At 49.6% G+C, this 16,296-nt stretch carries 13 protein-coding genes; 5 read left to right on the top strand and 8 right to left on the bottom strand.

Translation table 11 applies throughout. From position 1 onward, the window contains the following. Positions 1–16 precede the first annotated feature (16 nt). Together glgD and DW743_RS00160 are read right to left on the bottom strand one after the other, a co-directional pair. A complete protein-coding gene (gene glgD / locus DW743_RS00165) occupies positions 17–1,132 on the bottom strand; it encodes a glucose-1-phosphate adenylyltransferase subunit GlgD (RefSeq protein ID WP_117761731.1) in 1,116 nt (371 codons plus the stop codon). A gap of 1 nt (position 1,133) precedes the next feature. Continuing rightward, positions 1,134–2,405 (bottom strand): glucose-1-phosphate adenylyltransferase, encoded by a 1,272-nt coding sequence (locus DW743_RS00160; protein WP_022463227.1) that lies wholly within the window; start codon positions 2,403–2,405, stop codon positions 1,134–1,136. Positions 2,406–3,101: 696 nt separating this feature from the next. On the opposite strand from DW743_RS00160, the gene murC reads away from it, so the two are divergent. The 5 genes from murC to DW743_RS00135 all read left to right on the top strand — a co-directional run bounded on the left by murC (position 3,102) and on the right by DW743_RS00135 (position 11,096). Further along, complete coding sequence (gene murC, locus DW743_RS00155) at positions 3,102–4,493, top strand: UDP-N-acetylmuramate--L-alanine ligase (RefSeq protein ID WP_117761732.1); 1,392 nt, start codon at positions 3,102–3,104, stop codon at positions 4,491–4,493. Positions 4,494–5,029: 536 nt separating this feature from the next. Continuing rightward, positions 5,030–6,193 carry a DnaD domain protein gene (locus tag DW743_RS00150; RefSeq protein ID WP_117761733.1) on the top strand — a complete coding sequence of 388 codons (1,164 nt, stop codon included), beginning with the start codon at positions 5,030–5,032 and terminating at the stop codon, positions 6,191–6,193. Between the two features lie 21 nt (positions 6,194–6,214). After that, positions 6,215–7,213, top strand: a complete 999-nt coding sequence (locus tag DW743_RS00145; protein ID WP_055219220.1) for an ATP-binding protein — start codon at positions 6,215–6,217, stop codon at positions 7,211–7,213. Then, positions 7,210–8,400: a ribose-phosphate pyrophosphokinase gene (locus DW743_RS00140; RefSeq protein WP_022463223.1), complete on the top strand. Its 1,191-nt coding sequence runs from the start codon at positions 7,210–7,212 to the stop codon at positions 8,398–8,400. Before DW743_RS00145 ends, DW743_RS00140 begins: the two co-directional genes overlap by 4 nt. 263 nt (positions 8,401–8,663) lie before the next feature. Continuing rightward, a complete protein-coding gene (locus DW743_RS00135) occupies positions 8,664–11,096 on the top strand; it encodes a GH36-type glycosyl hydrolase domain-containing protein (protein ID WP_118760252.1) in 2,433 nt (810 codons plus the stop codon). Positions 11,097–11,185: 89 nt separating this feature from the next. Here the strand turns inward: DW743_RS00135 and DW743_RS00130 are convergent, their stop codons facing one another. From DW743_RS00130 to DW743_RS00105, 6 genes are all read right to left on the bottom strand, one after another. Next, complete coding sequence (locus tag DW743_RS00130; RefSeq protein WP_117761735.1) at positions 11,186–11,965, bottom strand: tRNA threonylcarbamoyladenosine dehydratase; 780 nt, start codon at positions 11,963–11,965, stop codon at positions 11,186–11,188. A gap of 45 nt (positions 11,966–12,010) precedes the next feature. Beyond that, complete coding sequence (locus tag DW743_RS00125) at positions 12,011–12,466, bottom strand: threonine/serine exporter family protein (protein ID WP_117761736.1); 456 nt, start codon at positions 12,464–12,466, stop codon at positions 12,011–12,013. Next, complete coding sequence (locus DW743_RS00120; RefSeq protein ID WP_117761737.1) at positions 12,463–13,245, bottom strand: threonine/serine exporter family protein; 783 nt, start codon at positions 13,243–13,245, stop codon at positions 12,463–12,465. The genes DW743_RS00125 and DW743_RS00120 overlap by 4 nt, the downstream gene beginning before the upstream one ends. After that, positions 13,242–14,603: an MATE family efflux transporter gene (locus DW743_RS00115; protein ID WP_117761758.1), complete on the bottom strand. Its 1,362-nt coding sequence runs from the start codon at positions 14,601–14,603 to the stop codon at positions 13,242–13,244. Before DW743_RS00115 ends, DW743_RS00120 begins: the two co-directional genes overlap by 4 nt. Before the next feature lie 142 nt (positions 14,604–14,745). After that, positions 14,746–15,846, bottom strand: coding sequence for a hypothetical protein (locus DW743_RS00110; protein ID WP_147345107.1), 1,101 nt, complete (start codon positions 15,844–15,846; stop codon positions 14,746–14,748). After that, a complete protein-coding gene (locus DW743_RS00105; RefSeq protein WP_117761739.1) occupies positions 15,804–16,235 on the bottom strand; it encodes a helix-turn-helix domain-containing protein in 432 nt (143 codons plus the stop codon). Before DW743_RS00105 ends, DW743_RS00110 begins: the two co-directional genes overlap by 43 nt. Between the last annotated feature and the right edge of the window lie 61 nt (positions 16,236–16,296).

Genomic DNA, 16,296 nt, shown 5'->3' with positions numbered 1-16,296 from the left:
CCCTTTCACCCCATAATCAGATGGCGTATCTTTCGTTTTTTTCGACAACAATTTTGATGCCGTCCTCCCCACAGTGATAGGAGTTTGCACGGATGGTGTCCCTGCTCTCCACAATACAGTTTTCAATGTGAGTGTTGTCTCCGAGATATACATCATTTAAGATGATAGAATTTTTAATCACACAGTTGTTTCCAACATATACCTTCTTGAACAAAACAGAGTTCTCAACCTGTCCGTTGATGATACAGCCGCTGGATACAAGAGAATTTTTCACTGCACAGCCCGGATTGTATTTTGCCGGCGGAAGATCGTCGATCTTGGAGTAGATGCCCGGATACTGGCCGAAGAAGTAATCTCTTACCTCCGGTTTCAGGAAATCCATGTTGGTTCTGTAATAGGAATCTACGGTAGCAATGTTGCTCCAGTAGGTATTGATCTTGTATCCGTAAATCCGTTTCAGGTTTTTGTAACGGATCAAAATATCCTTTACAAAGTCGTAGCGGTCTTCCTGTGCGCTGCGCTCAATCATTTCGATCAGCTGGCGACGGCGGATGACATAGATACCGGTAGAGATCACGTTGGAGCTCGAAACCATCGGTTTTTCCTCGAACTCCTCAATGCGGCAGTCCTCATTCATCTTCAGGACGCCGAAGCGGCTGGTATCTGCTTCCTTGGAATCCGTGCATACCACGGTAACATCCGCACGTTTTGCAATATGGTATTCCAGTACCTTATTGAAATCCAGTTTATATACGCCATCTCCCGATGCGATGACTACGTACGGTTCATGGCTGTTTTTCAGCCAGCTCAGGTTCTGACTGATCGCGTCTGCCGTTCCACGGTACCACCAGCTGTTATCTGATGTAACGGTTGGAGAAAATACAAACAGACCGCCATGTTTTCTTCCGAAATCCCACCATTTGGAAGAGCTCAAATGTTCATTTAAAGATCTGGCGTTGTACTGTGTCAGGACAGCCACCTTCTGAATATGAGAGTTTGCCATGCTTGACAGCGCAAAATCGATGCTGCGGAAGCTGCCTGCGACCGGCATAGCTGCAACGGCTCTTTTATTGGACAGCTCTCTCATTTTGTTGTTGTTACCGCCTGCAAGAATAATTCCCAATGCTCTCATATTACTCACCGTCCTTTTCTACAATTGCTCCGCCGGACGGAAGTGTGCCATCCGGGTAATCCTCAAGGGAAGTTTCGCCGGAAATGCAGACATTCTTTCCAATGGTTACGCCATCCGGAATGACTGCCTTTTCTCCAACGGTCACAAGTCCGAATCCGTAAATATTCGGTTTTAAGACGTTCGGCGCTTCCTCGCCAACGCCCATCACAACATGTTTGCCGACATGTACGTTTTCTGCAATAATGGCCTTATTGACCTGGGTTCCCTCGCCGATTGTGCTGTGGCGCATAATAATAGAATCTCTTACAACAACACCCTTTTCAATGCGCACATCCGCACCGATGACGGAATTATGTACCTCTCCGTAGATTTCAGCGCCCTCGCCGATAATACAGCGGTCGATGACAGCGTCCCCGGAAACATACTGCGGACGGATGATATCACCTTTGGTATAGATCTTCCAGAACTCCTCATATAAATTGAATTCCGGAATAATATCGATCAGCTCCATATTTGCTTCCCAGTATGAGCCAAGCGTTCCGACATCTTTCCAGTAGCCGTTGAACTCATACGCAAACAGGCGTTTTCCGTTGTCGCGGCAGTACGGCAGAATATGTTTTCCGAAGTCACAGCTCGGCTGATCCTTCAGGGCTGTCAGAGATTCCTTTAATGCTTTCCAGCTGAAAATATAGATGCCCATAGAAGCGAGGTTGCTTCTCGGGTGCTCCGGTTTTTCTTCAAATTCGGTAATTCTTCCGTTTCCGTCTGTGATCATGACACCGAAACGGCTTGCTTCTTCGATCGGTACCGGCATACATGCGATGGTCACATCTGCGTGGTTTGCTTTGTGATAGTCAAGCATCACCTCGTAATCCATTTTGTAAATGTGGTCGCCGGAAAGAATCAGAACATATTCTGGATTGTATGTTTCCATATAAGCCATGTTCTGGTAAATTGCATTTGCAGTTCCTGTATACCATTCGCTGTTTGTACTTTTTTCATATGGCGGCAGAACGGTTACGCCGCCTTCGTTTTTATCGAGATCCCACGGAATGCCGATTCCGATATGGGTGTTCAGCCGCAGCGGCTGATACTGGGTCAGTACGCCTACCGTATCAATTCCTGAATTGATACAATTACTGAGCGGGAAGTCGATGATTCGATACTTTCCGCCAAATGCTACTGCCGGTTTTGCCACTTTCTCCGTGAGCACACCGAGACGGCTTCCCTGACCGCCTGCCAGCAGCATTGCTATCATCTCTTTCTTAATCATGCAATCACCTCTTGTCGTATCTAAAGATTTGCAGTAACTGTAAGAATGTACGGTTCTACGCTTACCGTTCACCGCTTTTCCGCGAACGGTAACCTTCGCTGCCCCCCTTCAGGCTTTGCCTTGCAGGAAGGGGCTACTTACACCTGAATCACTTTCTCACGCAGCGAAACAGCACCTGTCTCCCTGTGTACGAAACAGCAACCATGCTGTCGGTTCTGGTTTTTCATATCCACGCACTTCTTTGATAACTACAATTAAAATTATATCACACTTCCGTCTCATTGTGAACATTTTTTATAATTTTTCTTTTATTTTATCTTATATTTTATTGATTTTGACTATGCATTTTATTTGTGTCAAAAATCGTATCATGATTTTCTACAATTTTCGACAGCGTATTCATTTATTTTTACCAGTTTTTGTTACATTTCGTTCATTTTAGTTTGCAATATTTCTTTTTGCATATGTTCTGGTTTATAATACTTATCCATTGTTTTTTATTTCATTTTCGAATTCATCCGCTTTTTTTCTTTTACTTTTCCGGCAAATACGTGTATACTATTAGCCAGAACAGTTCCAGCCGGATTCCGGGGAACCGGCGCTGCATTTCGTTCTGTTCTTTCCTATATTAATTGAAAAATATGTATTGAGAAAATTTCCCCATTTTCAGTGAAAAGACACATTGAAGGAGATACCATGTACGAAGTAGATTTCAGCAAACCAATCCATATACATTTTATTGGCATCGGCGGCATCAGCATGAGCGGCCTTGCCGAGATTCTTTTAAAAGAAAGCTTTACAATTTCCGGTTCCGATGCAAAAGAAAGTGACCTGACCCGCCACCTGACTTCTCTTGGCGCACAGGTTTTCTACGGTCAGAAGGCAGAAAACATTCTTCCGGGAACCGACCTTGTTGTTTATACCGCAGCCATCCATCCGGACAATCCGGAATTTGCCGCTGCAAAAGCTGCCGGTGTTCCGATGCTGACCCGTGCCGAGCTGCTCGGACAGATCATGCGCAACTACGATACACCGATCGCCGTTTCCGGTACACACGGAAAGACGACAACAACTTCTATGCTCTCCCACATTCTGATGGCCGCTGACTGCGATCCGACTATTTCTGTCGGCGGTATTCTTCCGTCCATCGGCGGAAATATCCGTGTCGGCCATTCCGAAACCTTCCTGACCGAGGCATGCGAGTACACCAACAGTTTCTTAAGCTTCTTCCCGAAAATCGGCATTATCCTCAACATGGATGCAGACCATCTCGATTTCTTCAAGGATATCGATGACATCCGCCACTCCTTCCGTGCGTTTGCCCGTCTGCTCCCGACCGACGGCATGCTGATTATCAACGCCGATACGCCGAAATACGATTACGTGACCGAAGGTCTTGGCTGTAAGGTTGTCACCTACGCGCTGGAGAACCAGGCTGCTGCTGACTATACCGCTGCCAATATTACCTACGATGGGCTGGATCACCCATCCTTCGACTGCATCTGCCGTGGCGAGCTGCGCGGTCGCTATACGCTGATGGTTCCGGGACTTCACAACGTTTCCAACGCCCTGGCTGCCATTGCACTGGCCGATGAACTGCAGCTGCCGGAAAACGCTATCCACGAAGGCTTTGCCACCTTCCGCGGAACCGACCGCCGTTTCCAGTATAAAGGTACATACCACGGAGCAAAGGTGATCGACGATTATGCGCATCATCCAACCGAAATCCGTGCAACGATGGAAGCCGCTGAAAACTGTGCGCACAGAACACTGTGGTGCGTCTTCCAGCCGCATACCTACACCAGAACGAAAGCGCTGCTCGATGATTTCGCCGCCGCTCTTTCCCTGGCAGACCATGTGGTTCTCGCCGATATTTACGCAGCCAGAGAAACCGATACGCTCGGCATCTCCTCCAAAGATATCCAGGAGCGCATTGTAAAACTCGGCACTGCCTGCGAATATTTCCCATCCTTTGCGGAAATCGAAAACTATCTGAACGAAAATCTTGCCGAGGGCGACATGCTGATCACCATGGGTGCCGGAGACGTTGTAAAAATCGGTGAGGAGCTTCTTGCTTCCGAAAAATAAAATCATTCTTTCGCTTTACCTGCTCCCTGTGGAAAATGGAGTTTTCCTTTTTTCCACAGGGTCTTTTTTTGCTCCGAATCCACACAATCTGCCTTTTCGCCAAATAGTTACGCACATTTTTATTCACAGCTATTTTCCTGTATTTTCGCCTGTTTTCAGAGTTATCCACATTGTCCACAATTTTATACACATTTTTACGATCCACACAATGTGGATTTCCTGTGTATAACTTTGTTTACATAACGATATCACCAGAAAGTCCTATACTTCCCTGTTTTGCTCCATTTTTCAACATTTTTGGTAGATGATAATATTTCACAAAACGGATTTCTCCACATTATCCACATTGTCCACAGTCCTTTTTCATCCACCGTGCCTTTTTCCCGGAATGTTTTTTCCGCAAAACACCTATTCACTTGTCGAAAATACTGTGTTATACTTGATTGTGTATGAGAAGGCAAGACGTATAATAAAAAACAGATCGCTAAAAGTAAAAATCTGCCGCACGATAAGAACAGGATGGTGTAATTTTGAGTATGCTGACATTAAACAATGACTGCCTGGCCAGTGTGACTGCTGTGCCGGATCTTTTTCTGGAACAATATATGCCCGCAGCCAACGGAGAATTTGTAAAAGTGTACCTTTATCTGCTGAAGCTGGTCAAAGACCATCAGCAGGATTCCACTCTGTCATCGATGGCAGATTTTTTTTCCTGCACGGAAAACGATATCGTCCGTGCGCTGAAATACTGGGAGAAGCAGGGACTCCTCTCGCTCTCCTACACCGCCGGGGAAAGCGTTCCGACCGGAATCGCCTTTCTGCCGCTTGTCCGGAAGGAAGAAAGCGGAATCCTTCCAACACCGGAATCCTCGATTTCCGGCCCGATTGCGGCTGCACCGGCTGTTTCTGCTGTATCCGTTGAAATCCCGCAGACGGAACAGACCCCGGCTCCATCACCACAGCCGGCCGTTTCTGCCCCATCTGCCTCTTCTCCGGCAGATGATCTTTCCAGTTCCGGTATTTCCAGACAGTCAGCAGAAAAAAAACACGCTCCCGGCAGCCGCGAAGAACTGCAGCACGTTCTTTACGTTGCGCAGACGTATTTCGGTCATCTTCTGTCGCCGACGGAAATCGAATGCATCATGTTTTTCTATGATGATCTCCACTTTTCCGCGGATCTTCTGGAATACCTGGTGGAATACTGTGTTTCGAAGGGAAGCACCAGCATCCACTACCTGAAAAAGGTAGGACTCGCCTGGCAGGAAAGCGGAATCCGCGATGTTGCCTCTGCCAAACAGGAGACCACGACATTCAACAAACATTACTACACAATTTTGAAAGCATTCGGCATCCGCAACCGCGCACCGGTGGAAAAAGAAGCCGAGATGATGGACCGCTGGCTGAATACCTACGGTTTTACGATTGATCTTATCACCGAAGCCTGTCAGCGCACCGTTTCCAAGATCGGCCAGCCGAGCTTCCAGTACGCGGAAGGCATTCTCTCCAAATGGAAGGAACAGGGCGTCCGCTCCATGGCAGACGTCGAACAGCGCGATGCGGAGCACCAGAAAAGGAAGAAAACCGCTTCTGATCAGAATGCGGCACGAAAAACCGCTCCTGCTGCTTCAAGTAACCGCTTCAACAATTTCCATCAGAGAGAATACGACTACCAGAAGTTAGAAGAACAGCTTCTGAAATAACGCCCGGAGGACGAAACAACTATGGCACTGACAAACCCGCAATACGATGCGATTATGCGCATGTACAACGAACGGCAGCTCCGCCACCAGAGAGAACAGCAGGAGCACATCCGCATTGCTTATGAAAAGATTCCGCGCCTTGCGGAAATCGACGCCGAGATTGCATCCCTCTCGGTTCGGAAAGCAAAAGCGATGCTGAACGGAGACGCTTCCATGGATCTCGACCTGAATGCTGCCATCCGTGACCGTTCCCAGGAACGCGCGGCGCTCCTTTCCATGCACGGCTACCCGGCAGACTATCTCGAGCTGACGTATGACTGCCCGCTCTGCCGCGACACCGGCTACATCAACGGCACGCAGAAATGCGCCTGCTTCAAAAAAGCTGCCGTCGATCTTCTGTACCGGCAGTCCAACGTGGAGGAGCTTCTGAAAGCCGAAAATTTCAGCCAGTTCTCTCTGGATTACTACTCGGACAGCCTGACCAGTACCGGAACACCGCTCACTTCCCGCGAGGCCGCTGCTGCCGCGCTCGAAAAAAGCCAGGCGTTCGTCCGCAATTTCGGCTCGTCGTTTGAAAATCTCTTCTTTTACGGCGACACCGGTGTCGGAAAAACGTTTCTTTCGCACTGTATTGCCCGCGAGCTGATCGAGCAGTCGTTCTGTGTGATTTATTTTACTGCATTTGATCTGTTTGACCTGTTTGCACGCTACACCTTTTCCAGTTCAGAAGAAGCAAAAGACGCTCACGCCAATATCTTTGACTGCGATCTTCTGATCATCGATGATTTAGGTACGGAACTGACCAACAGCTTCGTCTCTTCCCAGCTCTTTCTCTGCATCAACGAACGCATCCTGCGGAAGAAATCGACGATCATCTCCACGAACCTGCCCCTTGACCGCTTCATGGAGACGTACTCGGAACGTACCTTTTCACGAATTTCAAGTAACTACACCATCATTAAACTTTTTGGAAACGATATTCGGATCCAGAAAAAACTTTTGGGAGGAACCAAAGCATGAGTAAGGGAACTGAAGGACATTTTGACACACTGCCAATCGGAAGACTGGGACTGATCCCGCTGAACAGCAGCGCCGCACTTGGAAAAAAGGTCGACGATTATCTGGTCAGCTGGAGAAAGGGACGCGGCAATGAATTTGCGGAAAAATATGTCGCTGCCTATGAAGGATATGAGCGTGACAGCTACATTATCCAGTCTCAGGTTCCGCGTTTCGGTTCAGGCGAGGCAAAGGGTATCATCAACGAATCTGTCCGCGGTGACGATATCTACATTCTGCTCGATGTCTGCAACTACAGCCTGACCTATTCTCTGTGCGGCTACACCAACCACATGTCTCCGGACGACCACTTCCAGGATCTGAAGCGTGTCATCGCAGCCATCGGTGGAAAAGCCCGCAGAATCAATGTCATTATGCCATTCCTGTATGAGAGCCGCCAGCACAAGAGATCTGGAAGAGAGTCTCTCGACTGCGCACTTGGTCTGCAGGAGCTGACTGCTATGGGCGTAGAAAACATCATCACCTTCGACGCCCACGACCCGCGTGTCCAGAACGCGATTCCGCTGCATGGATTTGAAACCATCCAGCCGGCTTACCAGTTCATCAAAAACATCCTGCGCAATGCACCGGATATGAAGCTCGACAAGGATCATCTGATGGTCATCAGCCCGGATGAGGGCGGTATGGGCCGTGCTATCTACATGGCAAACAACCTCGGTGTTGACATGGGTATGTTCTACAAACGCCGTGACTACTCTACCATCATTGACGGACGCAACCCGATCGTTGCCCATGAGTTCCTCGGTGCTGATGTCAAAGGTAAGGATATGATCATCATCGACGATATGATCTCCTCCGGCGAGAGTATGCTGGAAGTTGCCAAACTCTTAAAGGATCGTGAGGCACGCAACATCTACATGTGCTCGACCTTCGGACTGTTCACCAGCGGACTGGAGAAATTCGACAAGGCTTATGAGGAAGGACTCTTCACAAAAGTTCTGACCACCAACGTCGTATACCAGACACCGGAGCTTCTCTCCCGCGAATATTACATCAGCTGCGACCTGAGCAAATATATCGCTCTCATCATCGACAAGCTGAATCACGACGCCTCCATCAGCGGACTGCTGGATCCGGCGGATCGTATTCAGAAAGTTATTAAGAAATTTAAGAATCACGAGAAGATCTGATATTCCAGGGTTCAAAGTTCGAAAGCTGTTCGTGCTTGTACGATAAAGCGTTCGAATTTGGAACCCGCCAAACATGAGGAAGCAGCGCCAGCGGATTCCGAATGTTTGCAGAATCGCGGAACAATTCGTGAATATCCACAAACGCCGAAACTGTCACGAAAACGGTTTCGGCGTTTTTTTATATTTTTAGCAAATTCTTGCTAGTTTTTTCTTTTTTCGGCTGTATAATGAAATTACATTGTACGACGAAGGAGGTATCACACATGCAATTTGGACATTTTGATGATGCGAAAAAAGAGTATGTCATCACAAGCCCGAAGACTCCGCTTCCGTGGATCAACTATCTGGGATCTGAGAACTTCTTTTCTCTGATTTCCAATACCTGCGGCGGATACAGCTTCTACAAGGACGCAAAACTTCTGCGTCTGACCCGTTACCGTTATAACGATACGCCGCTCGATCAGAACGGACGCTACTACTACATCAAGGACGGCGATACCGTCTGGAACCCGGGCTGGCAGCCGACCCAGACGCCGCTCGATTCCTACGAGTGCCATCATGGCCTTGGCTACAGCCGCTTTGTTTCTTCCAAAAACTTAGTTGCCGCTGAACTGACCGCTTTTGTTCCGCTGGCAGATTCCTGCGAAGTAAACCGTCTCATGCTGACCAACAACGGCACCGAAGAAAAAACACTGGCTCTGACTTCTTTTGTAGAGTTCTGCTTCTGGAACGCCGTGGACGATATGACCAACTTCCAGAGAAACTTCAGCATCGGCGAAGTTGAGATTCAGGGTTCTGAAATTTACCACAAAACTGAGTACCGCGAGCGCCGCAGACATTACGCTGTTTATGCAGTCAACTGCCCGATCGACGGATACGATACCGACCGCGACGCTTTCCTTGGCGCTTACCGCGGAAATGACCGCCCGGAGACCGTTCTGCGCGGCACTGCAGGCAACACCGTTGCCAGCGGATGGGGTGTCATCGGTTCCCACCACATCGACGTTACCTTAAAACCAGGCGAGTCCCGCTCCTTTATCTTCGTTCTCGGTTACTGTGAGAATGCAGCGGATGACAAATGGGAAGCTCCTGGCGTGATCAACAAAAAACCGGCAAAAGAGATGCTCTCCCACTATCAGACCGACGAGCAGGTTGACGCAGCACTTGCAGAGCTTGCTTCCTACTGGGAAGGCCTGCTGGCAAAATATGCGCTCTCCTGTGCAGATGAAAAACTGGGACGCATGGTCAACATCTGGAACCAGTATCAGTGTATGGTTACCTTCAACATGTCCCGTTCTGCATCCTACTTCGAATCCGGCACCGGTCGCGGCATGGGCTTCCGTGACTCCTGCCAGGATCTGCTCGGCTTCGTTCATCTGATCCCGGACCGCGCAAGAGAGCGTCTGCTCGATATCGCTGCTACCCAGTTTGAAGACGGAAGCGCATATCACCAGTATCAGCCGCTGACCAAGAAAGGAAACATGGATATCGGAAGCGGCTTCAACGATGACCCGCTCTGGCTGATTGCCGGATGCGCCGCCTACATCAAAGAGACCGGAGATTTCTCCATTCTCGATGAGCAGGTTGATTTCGACAACGATTCCACCAAGGCACAGCCTCTGATGGAGCACCTGAAACGTTCCTTCGACTTTACCGTAACCCATCTCGGACCGCACAAACTGCCGCTGATCGGCCGTGCTGACTGGAATGACTGTCTGAACCTGAACTGCTTCTCTGCAGAGCCGGGCGAACCGTTCCAGACGACAGGACCTTCCGAGGGACCGGTTGCTGAGTCCATTTTCATCGCCGCTATGTTCGTAAAATACGGCAAAGAGTACGCAACCATCTGCCGCCGCAGAGGCAATGAGGAAGAAGCTGTTTACGCAGAAAAAGAAGTCGAAAAAGTTTACCAGGCAGTGCTCGATGCAGGCTGGGACGGCGAGTGGTTCCTGCGTGCGTATGACGCTGCAGGTGAAAAAGTCGGATCAAAAGAGTGTGAGGAAGGCAAGATTTTCATCGAGCCACAGGGCTTCTGCGTTCTTGCCGAAATCGGCGTAAAAGAGGGTCTGGCCGAAAAGGCTCTGACTTCCGTAAAAAATATTCTGGAAACCAAGTACGGTGTCGTTCTTCTGCAGCCGGCTTACACCAAATATTACCTGAATCTTGGTGAAGTTTCCTCCTATCCGCCGGGATACAAAGAAAATGCCGGTATCTTCTGTCACAACAACCCATGGATTTCCATCGCCGAAACGGTGGTAGGTCACGGCAACCGCGCCTTTGACCTGTACCGTAAGATCTGCCCGGCTTATATCGAGGACATCAGTGAAATCCATCGTACTGAGCCGTACGTATACTCCCAGATGATCGCCGGAAAAGACGCTGCTCACTTCGGTGAGGCAAAGAACTCCTGGCTGACCGGTACTGCCGCATGGACTTTTGTCAATGTTTCCCAATACATACTCGGCATTCAGCCGGATTACGACGGACTTTCCTTAAATCCGTGTATTCCGTCCGATATGGAAGAGTTCAAGATCCGCAGATACTTCCGCGGTGCATGGTATAACATCACCTTCCAGAATCCGGAGCACAGGGAGAAAGGTATTTCTTCCCTCACGGTAAACGGAACCGCAGTAGAAGGAAATCTGATTCCGCTCACCGAAGGCTGCACCGAATATGATGTTGTTGCCGTAATGTAATTTTTCAAATTTCAAATCTCCATAAACACAAGGCGAGCCCCGGAAAGCACAACTGCTTTTCCGGGGCTCGTCCCTTTTATTCTTATTTTTTACTGCAGCTGCCGTCTCTCTCTGACACCGGAAAGATCTTTGATGACCTCTCCCGCCAGAATCAGTCCTGCTACGGACGGCACAAACGCTACGCTGCCCGGGATATCACGCCGCTCCGTGCATTTTCTTGCAGCTCCCGGAGGACAAATGCAATTTGTCCGGCAGCTGATGCTCATATCCTCAAGCGGACGGAGGGATTTTTCCTCTGAATAGACCACTTTCAGTTTCTTCACGCCGCGTTTTTTCATCTCACGCCGCATGACCTTTGCCAGCGGACACATGTTCGTTTTATAGATATCCGCCACGCGGAACTTCGTCGGGTCCAGCTTGTTTCCAGCTCCCATGCAGCTGATGACCGGCACATTGCACGCTTTGGCGCGCATGATAATCTCAATCTTCGCTGTCACGGTATCAACAGCATCCACCACGTATGAATACTTCGAAAAATCAAAATCGTCCGCATTTTCCGGCAGATAGAAGCATTTGTATACCTCTACCTCCGCTTTCGGATTGATATCCAGAATGCGTTCTTTCATTACGTCTACTTTATATTTTCCGACACTGCTTCTCGTCGCAATAATCTGACGGTTGATGTTGGTGAGGCAGACCTTGTCATCGTCTACCAGCACAAAATGGCCGATACCGCTTCTTGCCAGTGCCTCCACGGTATAGCCGCCCACGCCGCCGATACCGAAAACGGCAACGGTTGCATTCGCCAGAAGATCCATGCTCTCCTGTCCGAGCAGAAGCTGTGTTCTGGAAAACTGATTTAATGCCATTTGTTTTCCTTCCTCCTTGTTTATAATCTCTACTACAATAATAGGTTATTTGCTTTTGTCTGTCAACACCTTACGGAACCAGCTCTGCGGAAACTCAAAAACAAAGAGAATGCCAAGCACAATCGCAACTGCATCCTTCAGTGTCAGAAATCCTCTTGCACCGGCGCGCTCCAGATCATTGGTTACCACGTAAAAAGCAGTCCAGTAGATGCCGCTTCCCGGCACCAGCGGGAAAATACCCGCAATCAGAAATACCGTTACCGGACAGCGCTTGTACACCGCAAAGCTGCGCGACAGAAGGATGACGAGCACCGTTGCAAAAAAGATGGACACCGGCTCTGTCGTATGCGGGAGGATCAGTTTATAGCAGATCCAGCCGCAGGCACCTGCCAGTCCGCAGTACAGGTAGTATTTCCGCGGCACCTGGAACAGCAGCGCAAACGCAATCGTTCCGACGCAGGCGGCAAAAAATTCCGCAATTAAACGAATGGTATCACTCATAGCTGCAGCCCTCCCGCCAGTTGATGATATCCTGTGATAATCAGTCCGACGCCGAGCGCAATACAGAATGTCACAAGCAGCGCATCGAGCATCCGCACGGAACCCGCGATGTAGTCCTGATCCGCAATATCACGGATGGCGTTCGTGAAATTGACACCGGGCACCAGCGGAATAATCGAACCGATGATGACCTTGTCCAGATGATGGCCGATCCCCGCCTGATACAGAAAAACGGCAATCAGTGTGACAAGCGCGCCGCCGGAAATATTCGTCGCAATTTTTGACATTCTGCCGCGCAGCAGGTACAGCAGATAGAAGTACAGAACAAAGCCCGACAGAAATGCTACCATGCTGTCCACCACATCGCCGCCGAACAGAAAACAGAAGCACGCGCTTCCGACACCGGATGCAAGTACCTGGTGCCATCTTGGTTTGTCCGGCATCCGCTGAATGTCGAGCAGCCAGGCCTTCGCCTCCTTCGGCGCGTGCAGCCCCTCCTCGATTTCGCGGGAGAGCTGGTTGACTGCCGTTACCTTGTCGAGCCGCGCCGCCGACAGCGGAATGTGACGCACGCGGGCAAATTCCTGCTTTTTTCCGCTCTCAGCTGTCAGAAAAATACCACTGCTCAACACAAACGCATCGCTGGAGTCAACGCCATACGCCCGCGCAATGCGGTCGATCGTCTCCTCCACACGGAAGATTTCCGCACCGCTCGCCAGCAGGATGTCTCCCGCCAGCGATGCCACATCAAGCGCTTCTCTCGTCGATTCTGCGTTCATCTTTGTTTTCCTCCTTTTTCAAAACCGTATACCCATTTTCCTTTCAAAAACAGATACAGGAAAATGACAGAACTGATACTCCAGGTCAGCGGGTAAGCCCAGAAAATCACGCGGATATCCGGGATCAGCCGGACCGTCACGGTAATGTAGCTGACGCGGAACAGGCACCAGACGCAGAGCATGACAACCATGGGAACCGCGGCGTGCCCGGAACCGCGGAGCACAGCCGCGATGCAATGAGAAAACGCCAGCAGAAAATAAAACAGTGCAATCGTTCTCGCCTGCATCACGCCGTAATGGACAACGGCCGGATCGCTGTTAAACGCCGCAATCAAAGTCGGTGCGGCCGCATAGATCACAAACCCGATCAGCTCGGCGATGGTAATGGAACAGAGAATGCCAAACCGCGCTCCTTTTTTCGCCCGGTCATACTGTTTTGCACCGAGATTCTGGCTGACAAACGTCGTCAATGCCATCGTAAAGCATGTAACCGGAAGGAATGCAAAACCCTCGATTTTTGCATATGAACCGCAGCCTGCCATCGCCATTTTCCCGAATACATTGATGTTCGTCTGCACGAAAACGTTTGCGATCGAAATAACCGAGTTCTGGAAACCGGACGGCACACCGTTGCGGATGATTTCACCGAGCGCTCTGCCATCGAAGCGGATTTTGCGGATATGAAGACGATACTCTTCCTTCGTCCGCAGCAGATGGATCATGCAGAGAATCGCGCTTGTGAACTGGGAAATGACCGTTGCAAGCGCCGCCGCACCGACCCCCATGCCAAGCCCTCCGATAAAAAGCAGGTCGAGCACAACATTGATGCACGACGATACGATCAGATAGATCAGCGGGTGACGGCTGTCGCCAACGGACTGCAGGATGCCGACGAAAATGTTATACATGATAAAACCAAGAGATCCTGCAAAATAGGTACGGAAATATTCGACGGACTGCGGCAGGACATCGGACGGTGTTCCCATCAGCACAAGGATTTTCGGCGCCAGATACATGCCAAGCACAGTCAGCGCTACACCGGCCGCCAGGCCGAACGCCACGGTCGTATGGATCGCTTTCTGCAGATCTTCCCGGTTTTTCGCTCCGTAATACCTTGCAATCACGACACCGGCGCCCATTGCGATACCGTTAATAAAACCAACCATCAGAAAGATCAGATTGCCCGAAGAGCTGACCGCTGCCAGCGCATTGCTTCCCAGAAAATTTCCTACAATCAGTGAGTCAGCCGTGTTGTACAACTGCTGGAACAGATTGCCAAGAAACAGCGGAATCGCAAACAGAATCATCTTTTTCGAAATGCTGCCCTCCGTCATTCTTGTCTTACTTTCTGCACTCATTCGTAAAAACCCCCATTTCTTTTTCGTACAGTCAAAACCGGTCATCCACAGGTTTCCGCCCGGTGTGTGTCCAGCCTTCTTTTCAGCAGACACACACCGGAACTCACCCGAGATGACCGGTTTGGAAATATCCTTTTTTCTATTATATCGAACCTTCTCTGGAATGACAAGCCACAAATTCATGCAGAATGGCTTCGACACGTCCCAGCATCTCCTCTTCCGTGCAGAGTTCTTCCGGTTTCATGGATTCCAGGTAATCGTAGAATGCCATAAGAATGCTCGGTTCCCGGATGCTGAGGTAAATCAGCCGCTCTGTCCGCGTCTGGAACAGAAGATAGCCCTCGTTTGCATTGACCGAAATATTCAGCGCATGCTCTGCTCTCTCTTTCGTTTCCCGGATCATACGAAGATTCGCGCGATCCCGCAGCGCCAGAAAGCGGCGGATCAGGGCAATACGCTCGTCAAAGTCCAGCGGAGAATAGCACTCTTTTGGATACTCATCCACGCGGCCCGTGTCCAGGAAACTTTTGATGCCATCCTCTGAAAAAAACATCGTCGTTTTTTTATCCAGTACCTGTGTCTGCATCACCTTTGCGTACTGTGCAACCGCCCGTATCATCTGCTCACGCCCCGGCATTTCTTTTACGAGATGGCGCTCCAGCATTTCTGCTGTCAGAAGGCCGGAAAGACACGGCATTCTCTGGAAGAAATACCGCGGGGAATCTGATGCGATAAAGTGACGAATCAGTGTTTCCGTATAGCCAAGCTGGGACTGTACCGTGTCAAGACGTTCAAACAACGGCTCCGACTGTTTGAAATAGCCTTCAAACATCTCGCGCATCATCCGCAGCGTCGTCTCCTCCCGGAACAAAAGTGCATTCTGGTAATCGGCGCTGAAAGCAAGCGCACAGTGCTCCGTCAGGATGAGGTACGGGAAAAGGCGGAACTCATTCAGCCGTGCCGTCACATTGTCGTAGTAGTACCGCGCACGGTAATCGCAGCCGCAGGCACAGATCGGGAGAATTTTCTGCAGACAACTCAGGTTGTAATTTTTCCGCATCGAAACCATCTTCTCGTTGTTGTTCATGCAGAACAGATGTTGAATCGTCAAATTCGGGTTCTGTTCCCCGAATACCTGCAGAAGTTCCATGGCAAAATCGAAGTCCGGCTGGACCAGAACGGAAATTTTTCCGTTTTCTTTTACAGCTTCGCCGGAAAACAACTGTAAAATTGCATGCCGCACATGCACTGTGCCCCGAAAGGGAATCTCTCCGCTACCCCCCCCCCGTTCAATTCCAGTTTTGCAATCTCCGCCTCATGGAAGATATATTCCTTTTTCCCCTCGCGGCGGCTGAACGTTTCAATCAGTTCTCCGACTGATTTGCGTCGGTAATAAACTTCCGCACCCATCTGGGCAATGTAAAACGCATCCATGAAATCTATTTTTTCCTGCGGCGTCAGCTGCATGAACTGCGCCATCTTCCGCACAACATCCTCCCCGGACGGATTTCGTTTTCCATTGATGATCTTATACATGAAAGAACGATCGAGTCCGCAGAACTGTGAAAGCGGGTAAACCCCGACATCCTTCATGGTGATATATTCGGATAATAAATCTGAAAAAACTGACATAGAGCCTCCTGTATCTCGATATTTTGTGTCGATTCTTTTCCAATATAGGTAAAAGTTTACC

This window comes from Blautia sp. AM28-27, assembly GCF_003480905.1.
GTDB lineage: Bacteria > Bacillota > Clostridia > Lachnospirales > Lachnospiraceae > Fusicatenibacter > Fusicatenibacter saccharivorans.
Note: the sequence above shows the minus strand (reverse complement) of the source record. Positions and strands in the feature narration are given on the sequence as shown.

Coding starts and splice junctions, on each gene's coding strand:
- DW743_RS00160 (WP_022463227.1), bottom strand. CDS start 2,405: ATGATTAAGAAAGAGATGATAGCAATGCTGCTGGCAGGCGGTCAGGGA.
- DW743_RS00130 (WP_117761735.1), bottom strand. CDS start 11,965: ATGGCATTAAATCAGTTTTCCAGAACACAGCTTCTGCTCGGACAGGAG.
- DW743_RS00145 (WP_055219220.1), top strand. CDS start 6,215: ATGGCACTGACAAACCCGCAATACGATGCGATTATGCGCATGTACAAC.
- DW743_RS00120 (WP_117761737.1), bottom strand. CDS start 13,245: ATGAACGCAGAATCGACGAGAGAAGCGCTTGATGTGGCATCGCTGGCG.
- DW743_RS00125 (WP_117761736.1), bottom strand. CDS start 12,466: ATGAGTGATACCATTCGTTTAATTGCGGAATTTTTTGCCGCCTGCGTC.
- DW743_RS00135 (WP_118760252.1), top strand. CDS start 8,664: ATGCAATTTGGACATTTTGATGATGCGAAAAAAGAGTATGTCATCACA.
- DW743_RS00140 (WP_022463223.1), top strand. CDS start 7,210: ATGAGTAAGGGAACTGAAGGACATTTTGACACACTGCCAATCGGAAGA.
- DW743_RS00105 (WP_117761739.1), bottom strand. CDS start 16,235: ATGTCAGTTTTTTCAGATTTATTATCCGAATATATCACCATGAAGGAT.
- DW743_RS00150 (WP_117761733.1), top strand. CDS start 5,030: ATGCTGACATTAAACAATGACTGCCTGGCCAGTGTGACTGCTGTGCCG.
- DW743_RS00115 (WP_117761758.1), bottom strand. CDS start 14,603: ATGAGTGCAGAAAGTAAGACAAGAATGACGGAGGGCAGCATTTCGAAA.
- glgD (WP_117761731.1), bottom strand. CDS start 1,132: ATGAGAGCATTGGGAATTATTCTTGCAGGCGGTAACAACAACAAAATG.
- murC (WP_117761732.1), top strand. CDS start 3,102: ATGTACGAAGTAGATTTCAGCAAACCAATCCATATACATTTTATTGGC.